General features: G+C 65.7%; 24 protein-coding genes. 11 read left to right on the top strand and 13 right to left on the bottom strand.

All coding sequences use genetic code 11. From position 1 onward, the window contains the following. Positions 1-95 precede the first annotated feature (95 nt). The 4 genes from QX094_RS17860 (at position 96) to ychF (ending at position 3078) form a co-directional block, all read left to right on the top strand. The gene (locus tag QX094_RS17860) at positions 96-386 is read left to right on the top strand and encodes an accessory factor UbiK family protein (RefSeq protein ID WP_315714079.1); all 291 of its coding nucleotides are present in this window, start codon (positions 96-98) and stop codon (positions 384-386) included. Between the two features lie 185 nt (positions 387-571). Next, entirely contained in the window at positions 572-1261 is a 690-nt protein-coding gene (locus tag QX094_RS17865; protein ID WP_315714080.1) for a 50S ribosomal protein L25/general stress protein Ctc, read from the top strand. A gap of 72 nt (positions 1262-1333) precedes the next feature. Next, positions 1334-1939, top strand: a complete 606-nt coding sequence (gene pth / locus QX094_RS17870; RefSeq protein ID WP_315714081.1) for an aminoacyl-tRNA hydrolase — start codon at positions 1334-1336, stop codon at positions 1937-1939. A gap of 41 nt (positions 1940-1980) precedes the next feature. Further along, on the top strand, positions 1981-3078 hold the full coding sequence (gene ychF / locus QX094_RS17875) for a redox-regulated ATPase YchF (RefSeq protein WP_315714082.1): 1098 nt from the start codon (positions 1981-1983) through the stop codon (positions 3076-3078). Positions 3079-3093: 15 nt separating this feature from the next. Here ychF and QX094_RS17880 read toward each other — a convergent pair whose 3' ends face one another. Next, positions 3094-3384, bottom strand: coding sequence for a DUF4282 domain-containing protein (locus tag QX094_RS17880; protein ID WP_315714083.1), 291 nt, complete (start codon positions 3382-3384; stop codon positions 3094-3096). A 221-nt stretch (positions 3385-3605) separates the two neighbouring features. On the opposite strand from QX094_RS17880, the gene QX094_RS17885 reads away from it, so the two are divergent. The 3 genes from QX094_RS17885 to QX094_RS17895 all read left to right on the top strand — a co-directional run bounded on the left by QX094_RS17885 (position 3606) and on the right by QX094_RS17895 (position 4805). Next, a complete protein-coding gene (locus QX094_RS17885) occupies positions 3606-4067 on the top strand; it encodes a MaoC family dehydratase (RefSeq protein ID WP_315714379.1) in 462 nt (153 codons plus the stop codon). Then, complete coding sequence (locus QX094_RS17890; protein ID WP_315826178.1) at positions 4067-4546, top strand: MaoC family dehydratase; 480 nt, start codon at positions 4067-4069, stop codon at positions 4544-4546. Before QX094_RS17885 ends, QX094_RS17890 begins: the two co-directional genes overlap by 1 nt. 109 nt (positions 4547-4655) lie before the next feature. Then, complete coding sequence (locus tag QX094_RS17895) at positions 4656-4805, top strand: hypothetical protein (protein WP_315714401.1); 150 nt, start codon at positions 4656-4658, stop codon at positions 4803-4805. Positions 4806-4861: 56 nt separating this feature from the next. Here QX094_RS17895 and QX094_RS17900 read toward each other — a convergent pair whose 3' ends face one another. The 6 genes from QX094_RS17900 to QX094_RS17925 form a co-directional block, all read right to left on the bottom strand. Next, positions 4862-4999 carry a hypothetical protein gene (locus tag QX094_RS17900; RefSeq protein WP_315714085.1) on the bottom strand — a complete coding sequence of 46 codons (138 nt, stop codon included), beginning with the start codon at positions 4997-4999 and terminating at the stop codon, positions 4862-4864. A 157-nt stretch (positions 5000-5156) separates the two neighbouring features. After that, positions 5157-5570, bottom strand: a complete 414-nt coding sequence (locus QX094_RS17905; RefSeq protein ID WP_315714086.1) for a hypothetical protein — start codon at positions 5568-5570, stop codon at positions 5157-5159. Between the two features lie 151 nt (positions 5571-5721). Further along, positions 5722-6651, bottom strand: coding sequence for a hypothetical protein (locus QX094_RS17910; RefSeq protein ID WP_315714087.1), 930 nt, complete (start codon positions 6649-6651; stop codon positions 5722-5724). Positions 6652-6781: 130 nt separating this feature from the next. Then, on the bottom strand, positions 6782-7222 hold the full coding sequence (locus QX094_RS17915; protein ID WP_315714088.1) for a nuclear transport factor 2 family protein: 441 nt from the start codon (positions 7220-7222) through the stop codon (positions 6782-6784). 179 nt (positions 7223-7401) lie between these two features. Continuing rightward, a complete protein-coding gene (locus QX094_RS17920) occupies positions 7402-7668 on the bottom strand; it encodes a hypothetical protein (RefSeq protein ID WP_315714089.1) in 267 nt (88 codons plus the stop codon). A gap of 134 nt (positions 7669-7802) precedes the next feature. After that, positions 7803-8249 carry a nuclear transport factor 2 family protein gene (locus QX094_RS17925; RefSeq protein ID WP_315714090.1) on the bottom strand — a complete coding sequence of 149 codons (447 nt, stop codon included), beginning with the start codon at positions 8247-8249 and terminating at the stop codon, positions 7803-7805. Positions 8250-8577: 328 nt separating this feature from the next. On the opposite strand from QX094_RS17925, the gene QX094_RS17930 reads away from it, so the two are divergent. Together QX094_RS17930 and QX094_RS17935 are read left to right on the top strand one after the other, a co-directional pair. After that, the gene (locus QX094_RS17930) at positions 8578-8799 is read left to right on the top strand and encodes a hypothetical protein (protein WP_315714380.1); all 222 of its coding nucleotides are present in this window, start codon (positions 8578-8580) and stop codon (positions 8797-8799) included. Positions 8800-8952: 153 nt separating this feature from the next. Next, a complete protein-coding gene (locus tag QX094_RS17935) occupies positions 8953-9345 on the top strand; it encodes a hypothetical protein (protein ID WP_315714091.1) in 393 nt (130 codons plus the stop codon). A gap of 664 nt (positions 9346-10009) precedes the next feature. Here QX094_RS17935 and QX094_RS17940 read toward each other — a convergent pair. From QX094_RS17940 to QX094_RS17965, 6 genes are all read right to left on the bottom strand, one after another. Then, positions 10010-10291, bottom strand: coding sequence for a hypothetical protein (locus QX094_RS17940; RefSeq protein WP_315714092.1), 282 nt, complete (start codon positions 10289-10291; stop codon positions 10010-10012). A gap of 9 nt (positions 10292-10300) precedes the next feature. Next, positions 10301-11089, bottom strand: a complete 789-nt coding sequence (locus tag QX094_RS17945) for a DpnI domain-containing protein (RefSeq protein WP_315714093.1) — start codon at positions 11087-11089, stop codon at positions 10301-10303. Positions 11090-11235: 146 nt separating this feature from the next. Further along, positions 11236-14517: an excinuclease ABC subunit UvrB gene (gene uvrB, locus QX094_RS17950; protein ID WP_316166506.1), complete on the bottom strand. Its 3282-nt coding sequence runs from the start codon at positions 14515-14517 to the stop codon at positions 11236-11238. A gap of 187 nt (positions 14518-14704) precedes the next feature. After that, positions 14705-14887 carry a hypothetical protein gene (locus QX094_RS17955; RefSeq protein WP_315714095.1) on the bottom strand — a complete coding sequence of 61 codons (183 nt, stop codon included), beginning with the start codon at positions 14885-14887 and terminating at the stop codon, positions 14705-14707. A gap of 201 nt (positions 14888-15088) precedes the next feature. Further along, the gene (locus QX094_RS17960) at positions 15089-15301 is read right to left on the bottom strand and encodes a hypothetical protein (RefSeq protein ID WP_035655128.1); all 213 of its coding nucleotides are present in this window, start codon (positions 15299-15301) and stop codon (positions 15089-15091) included. Positions 15302-15367: 66 nt separating this feature from the next. Next, the gene (locus QX094_RS17965; protein WP_315714096.1) at positions 15368-16291 is read right to left on the bottom strand and encodes a LysR substrate-binding domain-containing protein; all 924 of its coding nucleotides are present in this window, start codon (positions 16289-16291) and stop codon (positions 15368-15370) included. 90 nt (positions 16292-16381) lie between these two features. Here QX094_RS17965 and QX094_RS17970 point away from each other — a divergent pair, with 90 nt between their 5' ends. Both QX094_RS17970 and QX094_RS17975 read left to right on the top strand, forming a co-directional pair. Further along, positions 16382-17146 carry a sulfite exporter TauE/SafE family protein gene (locus tag QX094_RS17970; RefSeq protein WP_316166507.1) on the top strand — a complete coding sequence of 255 codons (765 nt, stop codon included), beginning with the start codon at positions 16382-16384 and terminating at the stop codon, positions 17144-17146. Between the two features lie 7 nt (positions 17147-17153). After that, complete coding sequence (locus QX094_RS17975) at positions 17154-17393, top strand: hypothetical protein (RefSeq protein ID WP_316166508.1); 240 nt, start codon at positions 17154-17156, stop codon at positions 17391-17393. Positions 17394-17400 lie beyond the last annotated feature (7 nt).

A 17400-nucleotide genomic window follows, 5' to 3' on the forward strand; every position in this document is an offset into this window, starting at 1 on the left:
AAGGCATGACAAGACGGCCCATCTTGCGGGCGGCGACAGGGATCGCCATTCTGTCTTCCATTATCTTGCTCGTCGCGGGACGCGGAGTTTCTCACATGACCCAGACCAACAACCGGTTTTTCGACGAACTCGGCCGCCTGATGAACGATGCCGCAGGTGCCGCCCAGGGCATGAAGCGGGAGGTCGATTCCGTCATCCGCAACCAGGCGGAGAAGATCCTGAACGACCTGGACATCGTGAAGCGCGAGGAGTTCGAGGCGGTCAAGGACATGGCCCGGCTCGCCCGCGAGGAGAACGAGGCGCTGAAGGCGCGGATCGCGGCGCTGGAAGCCAAGCTGGGTGGTGCGGCCGGCACGCCGCCGGGCGCCGGCAGCGCGGATGGCTGACGCCGCGGCCGGGTCGCCCTGGGACGGGAGGGGCAGGCGGCCCCTTCATTTCCTTGTCATTTCCCGGGTTTGCCGCTAGAACGCCGCCACGTCCGCGGCCCCCGCACCCCTGGAGGCTTGCCGAAGGACGTCCAGCAACGGGCCGCATTGCGGCCTTTAACTTTTTAAAACAAGGACTTAACACGATGGCGACCGTCAGAGAACTGAAGGCGACCGCCCGTCCGTCAGTCGGCAAGGGGGCCGCACGGGCAGAGCGTCGCGCCGGGAGAGTGCCCGGAGTGATTTATGGAGACAACCAGCCCCCGCTGCCGATCTCGGTGGAAGACCGCGAGCTGCGCCAGCGCATCCTCGCAGGCCGGTTTCTGACCACGATCTTCGACGTCACCCTCGACGGCAAGAAGCACCGGGTGATCCCGCGCGACTTCCACCTCGATCCGGTCAAGGACTTCCCGATCCACGTCGACTTCATGCGGCTCGGCCAGGGCGCGACCATTCGCGTCAGCGTGCCTCTGCATGTGGTGGGCTCGGAAGGCGCGCCGGGCGTCAAGCGCGGCGGCACGGTCAACATCGTGACCCACACGCTCGAGCTCGAGTGCCTCGCGGAGAACATTCCGCAGTACATCGAGGCCGATGTCAGCGCGCTCGAGATCAACCACTCGCTGCACATCTCCGATGTCAAGCTGCCGACCGGTGTGAAGACGCTCTCGCGCGACGACGCGACGCTCGTCACCATCGTGCCGCCGTCGGGCTATGGCGAGGAGCAGAAGGCGGCTGCTGGCGCCGCAGCGGCGCCCGCTGCTGCTGCTCCGGCTGCCGCTGCGAAGGCTCCCGCGGCCGCTGCCAAGGCGCCGGCTGGCGGCGACAAGAAGAAGTAAGCCGTTCCGCTTCTGGGAAGCACGGGCGGGTCCCGTGCTTCTCGAAGCGACGGCGGGGGCGGATGCCGCGTCATGCTGCTGTTTGTCGGCCTCGGCAATCCCGGCGCGAAATATGCGCGCAACCGGCACAATATCGGCTTCATGGCCGTTGACGAGATCGCGCGGCGTCACCGCTTTTCGCCGTGGCGACGCAGGTTTCAGGGCGAGACCTCGGAAGGCACGCTCGACTCCGAGCGCGTCATCCTGCTCAAGCCCACGACCTATATGAACGAATCCGGCCGCGCCGTGCAGGAAGCGGCCAGCTTCTTCAAGCTCGGCGTCGGCGACGTCACGGTGTTTCAGGATGAGCTGGAATTGTCGCCGGGCAAGCTGCGCGTGAAGGTCGGCGGCGGCATTGCCGGCCATAACGGGTTGCGCTCGATCTCGGCGCATCTCGGCAACGACTATCGCCGCGTCCGGCTCGGCATCGGTCATCCCGGCGTCAAGGAATTGGTGCACGGCCATGTGCTGTCGGACTTCGCCAAGTCCGACATGCCCTGGGTCGAGGCGCTGTGCGAGGCGGTGGCCGACAATGCGGGTTTGTTGACGGGCAAGCGCGACTCCACCTTCGCCAACAAGGTGCATCTGGCGCTGCAGGCCAAAGGTTTTCTGGACAAGGGCGATGCCGGCGCCGCGTAAGGCGCCCCGGGCCCTCGCCTCAAGAGGATGCGAGACGGATCATGGGATTCAAATGCGGGATCGTCGGCTTGCCCAACGTCGGCAAGTCGACGCTGTTCAACGCGCTGACGGAGACGGCGGCGGCGCAGGCCGCGAACTATCCGTTCTGCACCATCGAGCCGAATGTCGGCGAGGTCGCGGTGCCAGACCCCAGGCTCGAGAAGCTTGCGGCGATCGCCAAGTCGGGCCAGATCATTCCGACGCGGCTGACCTTCGTCGACATCGCCGGCCTGGTGCGCGGCGCCTCCAAGGGTGAAGGCCTCGGCAACCAGTTTCTCGCCAACATCCGCGAGGTCGACGCGATCGCGCATGTCGTGCGCTGCTTCGAGGATTCCGACATCACCCATGTCGAGGGCAAGATCGCCCCGCTCGCCGACATCGAGACCATCGAAACCGAGCTGATGCTGTCCGATCTCGACAGCCTCGAGAAGCGGGTCGACAACCTCGCCAAGAAGGCCAAGGGCGGCGACAAGGACGCCAAGGAGCAGTACGAGCTGGTCACCCGTGCTCTGGTGCTGCTGCGCGACGGCAAGCCCGCGCGGCTGCTGGAGCGCAAGCCGGAGGAGGAGCGCGCCTTCGGCATGCTCGGACTGCTCACCTCCAAGCCCGTGCTCTACGTCTGCAATGTCGAGGAAGGCTCGGCCAAGGACGGCAACAGCTTCTCAAAGGCGGTGTTTGAGCGCGCCAAGGAGGAGGGCGCGGTCGCCGTCGTGATCTCGGCCAAGATCGAGTCCGAGATTGCGACGCTGTCGCGCGAGGAGCGAGTGGATTTCCTGGAGACGCTCGGGCTCGAAGAGGCAGGTCTCGATCGGCTCATCCGCGCCGGCTATCAGCTGCTCGACCTGATCACCTACTTTACGGTCGGTCCGAAGGAAGCGCGCGCCTGGACCATTCACCGCGGCACCAAGGCGCCGGCGGCGGCCGGCGTCATTCACACCGATTTCGAGAAGGGCTTCATCCGCGCCGAAACCATCGCCTATGCCGACTATGTCGCGCTCGGCGGCGAGGCGGGCGCCCGCGAGGGTGGCAAGCTGCGCCTCGAAGGCAAGGAGTATGTCGTCGCCGACGGCGACGTCATGCACTTCCGCTTCAACAACTAAGGCCGTGCGGGGCGGCTACATCCGCCCCTGCTCGCGGATCGCGCCGAGATGCTCGTTGATGCGGAAGACGATCAGCACGAACTCGGCGATGATGCGCGAGAACACCATGCCGACGATGATGCCGGCGAGCGACGACAACAGCATCAGGAAACCGCCGAACGGGCTGATCGCCATTTCGGAGAGGCCCGTGAAAATGCCGCGAATTCCCGACAGGATGATCAGCGCAATCACGAGCCAATAGAACGTCTTGATGATGGTGGGCGTGATGAAGCGGTCCCACTGGAACAAATCGCGAAATTCCAACATCTTGATCCCCCGGCCACGTCCGAATCGGTCGTCAAATCCGTCTTTAAGTCGTGTTCGAATTGCGCGCCAGACGGCATCGGCGGCAGCCGAATTCGTTCCGGTATATGGCGCCTTCTGGCACTCTCTTGCGACTGGACCGGGCGTCAGCCATGCGAGCGGCCCGGTTGTGATTGCTGCAAAGTGCGGCCACAATCGGGCTTCTTTCAGCCATTCCCAACCTCATGACCCTCACCTTCGAAGATTTTCCGCAAGGCCCGTTCGGCAGCTTCGGCCCGCGACACGTCACCCGCGACGAGATCATCGCCTTCGCGTCTGAGTTTGATCCGCAGCCGATGCATCTGGACGAACTGGCTGCCTCGCAGTCGATGCTCAAGGGTCTGTCCGGCTCGGGCTGGCACCTCTGCTCGCTGATGATGCGCATGATGTTCGACGGCTTCATCGGCCGCACCGCTTCGCTCGGCTCGCCGGGCGTCAACGAGGTCCGGTGGCTGTCGCCGCTGCGTCCTGACGATGAGCTGATGCTCGATGTGGAGGTTCTGGAAGCGCGGGTGTCGCGGAGCCGTCCGTCGACCGGGATCGTCACCTTCAAATGCAGCGTGCGCAACAAGGCTGGCATGAGACTTTGCGAGATGGTTTCTCCCATCATCGTCGAGCGCCGTGAGAGCCGCGGGCAGGTGGGCTGATGCGCTTTTTCGAGGATCTTCAGGTCGGCCAGCGCCGCGAGCTCGGCTCCTACACGTTCACTGCCGAAGAGATTAAGCGCTTTGCCATTCAATTCGATCCGCAGCGCTTTCATCTCGACGAGGAAGAGGGCCGCCGGTCGCTGTTCGGCGGGCTCGCGGCATCGGGATGGCACATCGGCTCGGTCTGCATGAAGCTGATCGTCGCGGACAATCAGCGACTGCTGGAGATCGCGCGCACGCGTGGCGAGCCGATCGCTCTCGGAGGTCCTTCTCCCGGCTTCCGTGATCTGCGCTGGCACAAGCCGGTGCTTGCAGGAGATACGATCAGCTTCTCGAGCGAGATTGATTCGCTTCGCGAGTCGGCCTCGCGCCCGGAGTGGGGCATCCTGCAGGCGCGCAATACCGGCATCAATCAGCGCGACGAGCTGGTGTTCTCTGTGCTTGCGTCGGCCTTCGTCCCTCGACGGAACAACGGTTGAGGCGAAAAGGTCACGCTTCGTAGGATTGTCGGCGCGGAACGAACTTCGCGCTAACGCATTCTGAACTCCGACTCTATAAGACAGCCAATCAGGGATCAGGATGTGGGGGATGAGTATGGCAGATCGCGGTGGTCTGAAACTCCTCGGCTTTATCTTTGCCAGCGTGACGCTCGCGGTGATGCTCGCGACGGGAATGGTCGTGAAGGGCTACGCGGACGGATCGTATTCGCTCGAGACGTCAGCGACGATCAACGAGTGACGGTTTAACTACTCGTTAACCAGAACGGACCACGCGGTCCTGTTCGTAGAGGCGATCTAGCGGCTCCAGATGAGCACCATGATCGCCATCGCCACCACCAGCAAACCGACGAAACTGACCATGATGGTCCCGATCCGCTGAGGCTTGGGCCGCAGAGGAATCGGATCGGTGTTGTGCGGCCGGATCGTTTCCATGAGAGCGACATCCCCCTGACGCAACCTGCCCGCCACGAGAGCGGCGGAAGTTGGTCGCGGGAGGGCCGGAGCGCGTTCAAGGACGCGGCGCTGCAAAGACGAAAACCGCCGCGCGATGCCTCGCACGGCGGTCCTCTTCAAGATCCGGCAAGAACGTTCAGCTGCTGCGCAGGCCGTCGGCGGCGCGCTTCCACTGCGTGACGTTCTCGGCGATCGCCCGGGTCGACTTCATCGCCGCCTGGCTGAGCTGCGCATAGCTCGCGATCTCGCGCTGCACCCGCTGGCCCTCGGCATGCAGCAGTTCGCGCAGGCTCTCGAGCTCTCCGATCAGGTTCTCGATCTCCGACAGCGAGGTGCCGGCGACGCGCTGGATCAGCGTGGTGACGCTGTTCACTGCTGCATCGGCATCGATCGAGGCCTCGGCCGTGGCGGCCGCATTGGGGCGGCGCAGATAGGCGATATCGTTACGGACGAAATCACGAATGCCGGCCTCGACTTCGGAGACCGCGGCCAGATCCGTATCCAGCTCGGCTTCAGTTCCATCGATCTTGTCCGGACGAATGACATTCATCGGCTAATTCCTCATTTCGCGTTCAAGCGAGCGCGGTGTCCCCGCACGACGAACTTCTCAAAGCCTATCAGTGCGGCCAAATTGGGCCGCACCGCGGCGAAGCTGCGGCGAACGTTCGATCATTCGTGGCGGGCTGCCGCAATGGTGAACGTCACCAGCTCCGCTTGAAGCCGGCCGAGATGCTCTTGCTGGTGCCGCCCTGCGCGGTCTCGCTGACTGAGCCGGAGATGCTGAGACCATCCGACAGCTTCTGCTCCGCGCCGACCTTGCGCAGCCATTTGTCGTCGCTCGACGACAGGGTCTGGCCGGCGGTGACGCTGGTGCCGGTGTCGCCGATCGAGAGCTTGGCGGACTGCTCGGTGTCGAAGCTGCGGCTGGTGGTCTTCGGCGCCGCGCCGGGAATCGGCACCATGCCCTGCTGGGTGACGTTGTAGCCGTTCTGCAGGGTCAGATTGTAGTGATCGATCGGCACCGCCTTGGTGATGGTGGTGCCGAGCCGGCTGTGATCGGATCCGGGATCGACGCGGGCCTCGATGGCGGTCTTGTCCCAGATCGAGCCGGCCCCCGGCGCGGTGACGGCCGCCCAGGCCGAGCCGCCGGATTCCGGAGCATTGCCGCCGTTCTCGGCCTTCTCCGCCAGCAATTCCGACATCGTGGTCGGCTGCCGCGCGACCGTCATGTCGGCGCCGACGCGGGCGTCCCAGAACGGCGATACCGACTGCTTGACCGACACGCCCGAGGCGAGGCTGCCCTTGTTCTGGTTCGACCAGTCGAGCGCGGCGGCCTTCTCTGCGGCGGCCTTGCGCTTCGCCGCCGCGGCGGCTTCGGGACGGTCGAGGAAGGTGGTGTCGTCGATCGCGAGCTGGCTCCAGTCGAGCTTCTCGACGTCGATGTCCTTCATCGGGTCGGCCGCTGCCTGGTCCTCGGACTTGTCCTCGTCCTCCGGCTCCGGCGCGATCTGCTGCCAGGGTGTGATCTGCAGCGGCTGCGGCGCCTGCATCAGCGTCTGGGCCGGCGCGGCGGACGCAAGAAGGCCGAAGCCGGCCGTGAAAACCGCCAGCGCGCAACCATACGATGTCATGAGAGCAACCCCCGCCGCCCGAACCTGTGTGCCGGAATATGGTGGAATCTTGGCGCAAAATTATGGCTGCGCCAGTCACGATCTGTTGGGTTGCCGGTGAGTGTGACCACAATCCAACACGCCGGCGGGCTCAGGCGAAGCTGCCGATGCGCGGCAGGTCGATGGGGCGGCCGAGCGTCTGCTCGACCAGATCGAACGTATCGATCAGGATCCGCAGCCGCGCGAGCTTGCCGGCGCGGAATTGCATGAATTGCGCGAGCCGCGCCGTGATCGGCTTGTCGGAATCCTGCGCCGTCATCGCGCAGCGGACCATGGTCGCCGCGCTGGTCTCGTCCAGCATCAAGGTCTCGCGCTCCAGCCGGCGGATGCTCACATTGTCCGCGATCTGCCTGACGGCGTCGAGCACGGCGGCGCGGCCGTGCCGCGCGCCGAGGAAGGGAAACATGTCGATCGGGCCGTAGATGGCCCAGTCGATGTCGTCATCGAGAAGCTCGGCGAAATCGTCGAAACGGCGGTCGTTGATCGCGCCATGCAATGCGCGCGACAGACGCCAGAGGCTGTGCTCCGTCATCGGCTCGGGATCCTGAACTGGCTTGCAAGGAGGCGCGCCGGCCTCAAGGCGACGTCGCAACGGACGTCGCGCCGGGGCGCCGAATCTATCTCTCTTGAGCCTCACATAAATCAACCACCTGCGCGCGCAACGGCTGTTTTTGCATTGCACAAATGCGCGCGACCGCCGGTCGCCGCGCCCTAACGCCCTTCATGCTGCATGCGCTGCTGCGCGATCGCGACCTCGTGGTCGCGGAAGGCGGCCATGCCGAACAGGGTGGCGCCGGCGAGGCCGCCGATCAGGGCGCCGAGCGGCATGAAGGTGAAGAACACCAGCATGCCCGCATAGCCTTCGAATTCGCTGGTGTTGAACAGCTCGATCCAGGCCAGTCCAAGCCCTACTCCGATCGTCGCGCCGCCGACGACGCCCATCACCAGTCCGGCCATCGCCAGGAATGCTATTCTCATGTCACCGATGCCCCGTATACCACCGCTCATGGGGTGCGGAGCCCGGGCCACAGGTTCAAGGCGACGAGGCCGCCGGTGGTGACGTTTGCGTGATCGGCTGGTCCAGGCCCTGGTCCGCCACGGCCGTGCCGGCCTCAGGGCCGGGCGGCGCCCGCGATCAGCAGCCGGCTGAGATCGCATTCCAGCACCTGCTGCACCAGGTCGTAGGTGTCCATGATCTCGCGGATGCGGGCGATGCGGCCGTCGCGCAGCGTGTAGAAGGCGGCGAGGTCGTATTGCACGATGCGGTCGTTGTCGCGCTTGCGCAGGAAGATGCGCAGATCCACGGCGACCTGGTCGCCTTCGCAGATCATGGTCTTGATCTCGTGCCGGACCTCGGCATAGCGGCTGCGCGCCGTCTCCCACATCTGCCGCACCTCGGCCTTGCCCCGGCGGCCGCCGAGATGGGGGAAGATGTCGATCGGCGCCGAGGCGAAGTGCTCGAGGTCGTCGGTGCAATGCGCCAGCACGTTGTCGAAATCGCCGGCGGCATGGGCCTCGAGCAGCTTGCGCACGCGCTGCTTGTTGATGTGCTCGATCATCCTGTCTCCACTGACGGGAATGTCCGCGTCGGCGATCTCGTTCTGGAGATGCCGGCGGACGGCCGTCAACCACCTGTGTGACCGTCGGCCGGCTCAATGCGCCGGTACGGTGAACGGAAGCTTGGCGAGTGATCGCGTCACGATCATGTCTCAGCCCACTCTCGGCTCATCTCTCAGCTCATTTCTCAGCTCTTGGGTCATCACCGCGCGCGATAAGGTTCGCGCAATGCGTCATGCCGGTTGCGAGGCGGGAACCGCCCCGCCGCGTCGCCGTTACCTCGCACCATTCTTGCGGAGCTCGATCATGACGATGTCGATCACGAAGACCATGCTGGCCGCCTCCGTCGCAGCGCTGGCGCTGCTGTCGACGCAGGCCGCCGAGGCCAAGGGGTGCATCAAGGGCGCCATCGTCGGCGGCGTGGCCGGCCACTATGCCGGTCATCACGGCGTGCTCGGCGCCGCCGCCGGCTGCCTCTATGGCCGTCACCGCGCCAAGGAGCAGGAGCGTCAGCAGCAGCAGGGCCAGGTGAACGGGCAGGGCCGGACCTAATCGATGCCGCGCGTCGACCGTCCTCGGCGTGCCCTCATCCCAGCCGGCGGCGATGGCCTCGCGTGACGGGGCTCACGGTCCTCCTCCGGCGTGCCGGTTAGACGGGAGCGGTCTGGTCCTCGCCGAGGACCGCCGCAACCGGATGTCCGGGCCATGCTCACCGTCGCCTCTCCCAGCACCTCCGCGCCGAAGGCGCCGCTGCTCAACCTCTTCGAAGGCATGGCGCTGACCGCGCTGTTCCAGGCCATTCCAACCTATGCCGGCGCCGCGCTGATCCTCAAGCTGGCGCACAGCACGGCGCTGCGGCCCGGCATCATCGGCTTCGTCGCGAGCGCGACCATCATCCACGTGCTGATGACTTCCGCTGCGGGGCCGCGCTTTCAGCGCGTGCTCAAGCAGGCCTACGCGGCTGATTTCTACGACGCGACGCTGGGCCTCGCCGACAAGGTGCTGCGCTGGCGCACGCAGCCCGAGGCATCGCTGCAGCTCCTGGGCTCGACCGTGATGCTGGCGCTGCTGTCGGTCGCGGTGCTGGCGATGGGATGAGCCGGCATCGCCTCCTCACGATGGATGGGCGCGGCGCTGTCGCTCGTCGCAGCTTGCCTAGGACGACGGCGGAGGGGAGAACTCATTTACGATTCAAACAGCCGAAGAGAGTCCGGGACATGACGGCGCGGTCTCGCGGCATGGGATGCCCGAGTGATGCGATCCGCGTGGCCCTCGTGAGTGCAGAGGGCGCAGGGAATGCCGGGTGAAGGCCTCACCCATGGCCCGCCTGCGAAAAAAATGCAGGCGGCAGGTACCACAGGCAAAGCCGATTCAACCGGCATTCCCTGCGCGACGGTCTTCACGCTTATACGCAGTCTCCCTGGTGCGCCGGGCTTGTTGGCCACCATCCCCAGCGCCATGCGCTCGCATTGCGCCGGGTTGATACCAGCGTCGGGGTATCAGGACGCTGCGACTTCACGTCCGCAAGCGATCGTTCGTCGGCACCCTCGTCGAAGAGAATGCTGCGATCTCTCGCGGCCATCGCATCCCCGCCTCGCGTGTCGTGACGATCGCGCGCTACGCCCCTCTGCGGTGAGGCGGGATGCGAGGAGATAATCATGATTTCTGATAATTCGCAAGAAGTTTATTTTTTCCGGAATATGCGCGCTTCATCTCTCGCGTTGTCTGGCGGGCCGTCTGATGGATTTCGTGAAGGGCACCCCTAATTTGGGTCCGACGCCGCGAGAAATTCTTCCGCTTTGGCTCGGCTCGAGAACCGCCCGAGCTCTTCATAGGACGGCTCGTCCTCGGCGTCATCAGCCGATCGCAGGACGACAAAGCAATCCTCATTTCTCAAAATCAGCTCTGTCAGGTCCTCGCTCCGGGACGGAGACATGTCGCGGGCGCCGCAATGAGGACACTCGTCGTCGCACATGCACGACCATTCATCGGTCCAGGCCTGCGCGCAACGTTCACAGCGATAGAAGTTCAAGAACCAGGCCATTGCCGGACCTCATGTCTTCAAACGATAGCGGCCGCGCGCTACGAACTCCAGGAATCCCTGATCGCGCAGGACCTGGAGCTGCTGGCGGATTTTTGGCCGGACGTTCTGGTTGCCGGGATAGAGCAGGCTGAGATGGCGGTCGAAAGCGTAGACATCATCGAGCGTGAATTCCGGCTTGCCGAGCGACTCGACGCATTTCAGCACCTCGATCAGCCATCCGCGCGCATCCAGGGATTCCTTGCGGAGGAAGAGCGTCCGGCTCCATTCCTGCAGCACTAGCTCCTTGGCGCGGACGACGCCATTCTGCACGATGTGAATCTTGCCCGACTCGGGAACGCGATCGAGAAGAATGTTCGAGCCGACCCACCCCGCGCGCCGCGCGGTCGCCGCGAGCGGCTTGCGCTGCTCGATGATATCGCGGACGAAGAAATGCTTCGGCACGACGAAGAGGTTGATGACCGACCGGGTGTCACGGTCATAGTTCATCAGCAGGAGATTGGGATTGTTGCTGGCGGCCAGCCGCTCGCACTTCGTCCCATAGGCGCCGTCGGCGACCTTGGCGCCGAATGCCTTCTTCTGGCTCTTCAGCTCGAATTCTTCGCTGCAGGCTTTACAGAGAAAATCCGCCAGCGGGCTGTTGTTTGGAAACTGCGTCATGTTCGACTGGCCGCAGTTCGGACAATAGGCTTGCGCGCCAACCCACGCCTCGGTCCACGCCCGCGCCTTCTGCGTGCCGCTGGTGTAGGCGGTCTGGGATTCTTCGAAGCCGAGTTTCATGTGAGCAGAGTAGCTCAACATCATATGTATTCCAGTCGAGATCGCGGGACCGGAGGTCATTGCGAGCGAAGCGGCGAAGCGAAGCAATCCAGATCAGGCCAAGTGCATGGACTGGATTGCTTCGTCGTTGTCGCTCCTCGCAATGAGGCGGCGAGAAGGTTTACACCTCACCGCTTCTTCCACCCGCCGCGCTTTCCCGGCGCGCCACCGGTCGAGCGCGGAGCCGGGCCGAATTCGGGGCCGGACTCGCGGGAGTTGGTGGGCTGGATGATCTTGCTGCTGCTGCCGAATGGCTTTGGCGGCAGCTTGGCGTTGGGGCGGTAGGGCAGGGATTCCGGGCCGTGCATCTCGTCGAGATGCGGCTTGTGGACTTTGGAGCCGGTGCTTGGGCCGCCGCTGATGATGTCGTCGAGGGACGGCGCGAGCGGGTCGCGGGGCTTCACCCCACCCCGGCCGCCTTTGGCGGCCGACCCTCCCCCTCCAGGGGAGGGTGAAGAGGAGCCGCCAGCGCGTGCCGCAGCGCCACGGCCCTTCATCGCCGTGGTCGGGAGATTGGCGGCGTCGCCGTATTTCTTGGCGCCGGCGTAGCTGCCCGCCTTGCTCTGCACGGTGCGCTGCTTGGCGGTGGGGTCGTCGACGACGGCGAGCTCGGTGGCGCGGAGGCGCTTGACCTCGTCGCGGAGGCGGGCGGCTTCCTCGAAGTTCAAATCGGCGGCGGCTTCGCGCATCCGGGTTTCGAGATCGGCCAGCACCGCCTCGAAATTGTGGCCGATCGAGATGACGTCGTCGGTGGTGGTGCCGCCGCCGGTCTCGATCAGCACGTGGTCGCGCTCGTAGACCGAGTTGAGGATGTCGCCGATCGACTTCTTGACGCTCTCCGGCGTGATGCCATGGGCCGTGTTGTACTCCACCTGCTTCTCGCGGCGGCGGTTGGTCTCGGCGATGGCGCGCTCCATCGAGCCGGTCATCTGATCGGCGTAGAGGATCACCTTGCCGTCGACGTTGCGCGCGGCGCGGCCGATGGTCTGGATCAGCGACGTCTCGCTGCGCAGAAAACCTTCCTTGTCGGCGTCGAGGATCGCGACCAGCGCGCATTCGGGAATGTCGAGGCCCTCGCGCAGCAGGTTGATGCCGACCAGCGCGTCGAACGCGCCGAGGCGCAAGTCACGGATGATCTCGATGCGCTCGATGGTGTCGATGTCCGAATGCATGTAGCGGACGCGGATGCCCTGCTCGTGCAGATATTCGGTGAGGTCCTCGGCCATGCGCTTGGTCAGCACCGTGATCAGCGAGCGGTAGCCGGCCTGCGCGGTGGCGCGGACCTCGCCGAGCAGATCGTCGACCTGGGTGCGCGCGGGGCGGATGTCGACGGGGGGATCAATCAGTCCGGTCGGGCGGATGACCTGCTCGACGAACACGCCGCCGGCCTCGTTCAGCTCCCAGCCGCCGGGGGTCGCCGACACCGCCACGGTCTGCGGCCGCATCATGTCCCATTCCTCGAAGCGCAGCGGGCGGTTGTCCATGCAGGACGGCAGGCGGAAGCCGTATTCGGCCAGGGTCGCCTTGCGGCGGAAGTCGCCGCGGAACATGCCGCCGATCTGCGGGACCGTGACGTGGCTCTCGTCGGCGAACACCAGCGCATTGTCGGGGACGTATTCGAACAAGGTCGGCGGCGGCTCGCCGGGCAGCCGGCCGGTGAGATAGCGTGAGTAGTTCTCGATGCCGGCGCAACTGCCGGTCGCCTCCATCATCTCCAGATCGAAGGTGGTGCGCTGCTCCAGCCGCTGCGCCTCGAGCAGGCGGCCCTGCGCATGCAGCTGGTCGAGCCGCATCTTCAACTCGGATTTGATCGACTTCATCGCCTGCACCAAAGTCGGGCGCGGCGTTACATAGTGCGAATTGGCGTAGACCTTGATGAACTCCAGTTCGTCCTGCTTGTGGCCGGTGAGCGGATCGAACTCCTCGATGTTCTCCACGGTGTCGCCGAACAGGTTCACGCGCCAGGCGCGGTCCTCATAGTGCGCCGGGAAGATGTCGATGACGTCGCCCCGCACGCGAAAGGTGCCGCGGGTGAAATCGTGCTGGGTGCGCTTGTATTGCAAAGCGACGAGGTCGGCGATGAGCTGGCGCTGGTCGATGCGCTCGCCCTTCTTCAGCGCGAAGGTCATCGCGGTGTAGGTCTCGACCGAGCCGATACCGTAGATGCACGACACCGAGGCGACGATGATGACGTCGTCGCGCTCGAGCAGGGCGCGCGTCGCGGCGTGGCGCATCCGGTCGATCTGCTCGTTGATCGAGGAATCCTTCTCGATGTAGGTGTCGGTGCGCGGGACGTAGGCCTCGGGCTGGTAGTAGTCGTAATAGGAGACGAAATACTCGACCGCGTTGTCGGGGAAGAAGCTCTTGAACTCGCCATAGAGCTGCGCGGCGAGCGTCTTGTTCGGCGCCAGGATGATGGCCGGGCGCTGCGTCGCCTCGATCACCTTCGCCATGGTGTAGGTCTTGCCGGAGCCGGTGACGCCGAGCAGCACCTGGGTGCGGTCGTTGCGCGCGATGCCCTCGACCAGCTCCTTGATCGCCTGCGGCTGGTCGCCCTTCGGCTCATAGGCCGACTTGATCTCGAAGCGGACGCCGCCTTCCGACTTCTCGGGGCGCGGCGGCCGGTGCGGCGTCCACACTTTGACCGAGCCGTCGTCCTTGCGGAACTCGGGACGGCCCTCGCGGATCAGCGACTCCAGCGCTTCCGCCGTGGCCTTGACGCCGAGCGCCTCCATCTTGTTGCGCGGCGGCCGGGCGAGCGCCTCCTCGTCGTCCTCGGCGGTGGGCAGGCCGAGCTGCCGCGCCAGTTCCGGATCGAGCGTCGGGATGGTGGCGGCGGTGCCGTAATTGGCTTGCGGCGCTTCGGCGAGTCCGGAGGCTGAGGCGGCGTCATCCGCCCCGAGGGGGTGATGCTGCGGAGGGAGGCCCCCACCCTGGCCCTCCCCCGCACGCGGGGGAGGGGACGCTAGCGGCGCAGTCTCGGCATCATCGCTGGCGCCGGCACGCGGCGCCTGCCGCCTGGAGCCCTCCCCCGCGTGCGGGGGAGGGTTGGGTGGGGGCGGGCCATGCGACGGATCGTTGTTTGACGATGAACGTCCACCCACCGGCTGCGGATTCGGCCGCAGCGGCATGGACCGCGCCGAGGCATCGCCCGTCGCAACCTCAGCGCTCTTGCCGCGCGTCGACGCCCGCGCGCGGTGCGCGGCGGCCTCGCCGCCGCTGCGGCGGTCCCAGGAATTGTCCGGCGGCGGCTTCAGTCCCGTTGAGGAACCGATGCCGCTCTCGCCGCGGTTGATGGCGGGATTGAGCAGCTCGGCGAGCGCGGGCGCGATCGGCTGCACGTCGGGCCGGTGCGCTTTCGATTTCGGGGTTCGGCCTGGCTTCTTGGGAGTGTCGGGGGTCTTCGCCATGGCCCGAATATGGGACGGATGGCGCCGAGTTGAAAGAGTGATCGGGCGCCGCGCACCAGCCTTGCTGACAGCATGGTGGCAGCAGCAGGCATCGAGACGCACTGCTCCCGAAAGGCCACACGAGATCAGCGGGCGACTCGCGAGCCATGGCGCGCACGATGGCGTTGCCGCGACGCCACGCTGCCGTTCAATGCCGCGTCGGCTGCTCGACGATGTCGAGATGCACGCCGTGGCAGGCGACGCATTGCAGGGCCCAGTACTCGGAACCGCCGCGGCCGTTGATGACGCTCAGGACGCTCAGCTCCGCATCGCAGTCCGGGCATCGCGTACGCACCGAAAAAGCGAGGTGTTTGACGGCAGGCTCAGCCATGAATTGCAGTCCGCATTACGAATACACTCGGCATTTCGAATTGGCGTTTGATGTTGGCTTGGAACCGTCTGGCCGCGCGAGGGGACTCTCGGGGACTTCACTCTCGGAGATTGTTCCACGTCGCGCTATCCGTCTTTTCCCGGGGGTCGGTCGATATCCTCCGTCGCGTGCTTCAAAGTGCTGCGATTCGGTCTGCAGTTGTCAGCGCCACCGCTTGCGAAAGCGGTCGATATGGCTTTTCGCGTCGGCAATCGCCATGTCCGCATCGGACCAGGCGAAGCCGACTTCGAGCGAGGGGAACGAAACGCCATTGATCACCACCGGGGTCATGTCCGCGCGGCGGATCCGCGCGTGCCACAAGCCGCGTCCTGCTTCGAACGGCTCGATGGCGAAGTCCTCGTACAAATACGTCATTGCGCAGTCCTGGATGTCCCGAATGGCAACGACAGCATGAATTGGTCCGGGCATTTGTGAACGGGTTCACACGTCAGCGTCTTTTTTGATGGCGTCCCTGCGCTGGGAATTCCGGGTCGCGGGCTGTGACGCCGCGCGCATGATCCAGCGTCGGAACGCGGCGAAATCACGTTGGCCGGCCTGGAAATGGCGGTAGACAAGATACCAGCGCTCGCCTTTTGGGACGGTCAATGCAAACGGTGCAACCAGGCGTCCCGCCGCGAGGTCGTCGTCGATATAGGGACGGATGCCCATGGCGACGCCGAGCCCGTCGATCGCGGCCTGCAGCGCATGTCCATAGTACTGGAACTCGGTGCCGCGCGCGCTGACGCGCGTGACGCCCGCGGCCTTCAGCCACAACGCCCAGTCCTCGGCGGCATGCGACACCCGCAGCAGGCTCGAGCCCTTGAGATCGGCAGGCTTCTTCAAGGTCGCGGCGAGCCGCGGCGTGCACACCGGCACGAGATCCGCGGCGAACAGCGGCTCGGCGACGAGGCCCGGCCAGGCGCCGTGGCCGAGCTTGATGCCGCAGCTCCAATCGTCGCCGAACGGCACCGCCGCCCCGCCGGTGGTGATGCGGACCTCGATGTCCGGCTGCTCGGTGCTGAAATCGGCCAGACGCGGGATCAGCCATTTCATCGCGAACGTCGGCCCGACGCCGAGCGTCAGCACCCGCATCGATGACGGCGCCATGATCTGCGCGGTCAGGCTCGACAGCGCGTCGAAGATCGGCGTCAGCCCGCTCTGATAGGCGCGGCCGGCGGCGGTGAGCGCCAGGCGGTTGGCCTTGCGCTCGAACAGCACGACGCCCAGCCGCTGCTCGAGCAGATTGACCATGCGGCTGATCGCGGCCGCGGAGACGTTGAGCTCGCTGCCTGCCGCGGCGAAGCTGCCGGTGCGCGCCGCCGCCTCGAACGCCTTGATGCCGTTGAGGAACAGCAGCCGTCTCATCGCGCCCTCAGGAAAACTGATGGAGGGCAAGATAACTCGGTTTGTGCGGATATCGCCAGTGCGACAAATTGCATGGCGAGGAGATCAGCCATGACACCCGCCCTGATTGCAGCGCTCGGATTGCTGATGGTGGCGACGGCGTTCCTGTCGGGCCTGTTCGGCATGGCCGGCGGGCTGATCCTGATCGGCGTGCTGCTGGCGATCATGCCGCTGCCGGCGGCGATGGTGCTGCACGCGGCGACGCAGATGGCGTCCAATGGCTGGCGTGCGGTGCTGTGGCGCCGGCACATCCGCTGGCGGCCGGTCGCGGTGTATCTCGTCGGCTGCGCGCTGGCGCTCGGCCTGTGGGCGCTGGTGCGCTACGTGCCGGACAAGCCGGCGGCGCTCCTGCTGCTCGGCGTCACCCCGTTCATGGCGCGGCTGATGCCGGCCGGCCTCAAGCCCGATCCGGACAGCGTCTGGCAGGGCGCGATCTACGGCACGATCTGCATGGGGCTGATGCTGATGACCGGCGTGTCGGGGCCGCTGCTCGACACGTTCTTTCTCGGCGCGCGGTTCGACCGCCGCGCGATCGTCGCCACCAAGGCGACGTGTCAGGTCGCGAGCCACCTCACCAAGCTGATCTATTTCGGCGGCATCATCGACCAGGCCGCGGGCCTCGATCCGGTGCTCGCGCTCGTCGCCGTCGGCGCGTCGATGCTCGGCACGAGCCTGGCGCGGCGGCTGCTCGAGGCGATGAGCGAGCAGCAGTTCCGCACCTGGGCCAACCGCATCATCACGGCGGTGGCGAGCTACTACATCCTCTATGGCGGCTGGCTGCTGCTGGCCGCGCAGAGCTCGGCGGCGGCAGAGTGAGGCGAGCATGGCCGTATCGGCAGACCCCCTGGTGCTGGACTTCGTCGAATGGGTCGCGCGCGCGCCGCGCAGCCATGCCGAAGTGGTCGCGACCTGGCGAACGAGCTGCCCGCGGCTGACGGTGTGGGAGGACGCCGCCGATCTGGGCTATGTCACGCGCGAGGCGATCGCGGGCGCCGGCCTCTTCATCATCGTCACCGATGACGGTGCGCGGCTGCTGCGCGACAACGGCCGCGTCGTGCGCTAGAACGGTC

This window comes from Bradyrhizobium sp. SZCCHNS1050 (assembly GCF_032484785.1).
In the GTDB taxonomy this organism is placed as follows: domain Bacteria; phylum Pseudomonadota; class Alphaproteobacteria; order Rhizobiales; family Xanthobacteraceae; genus Bradyrhizobium.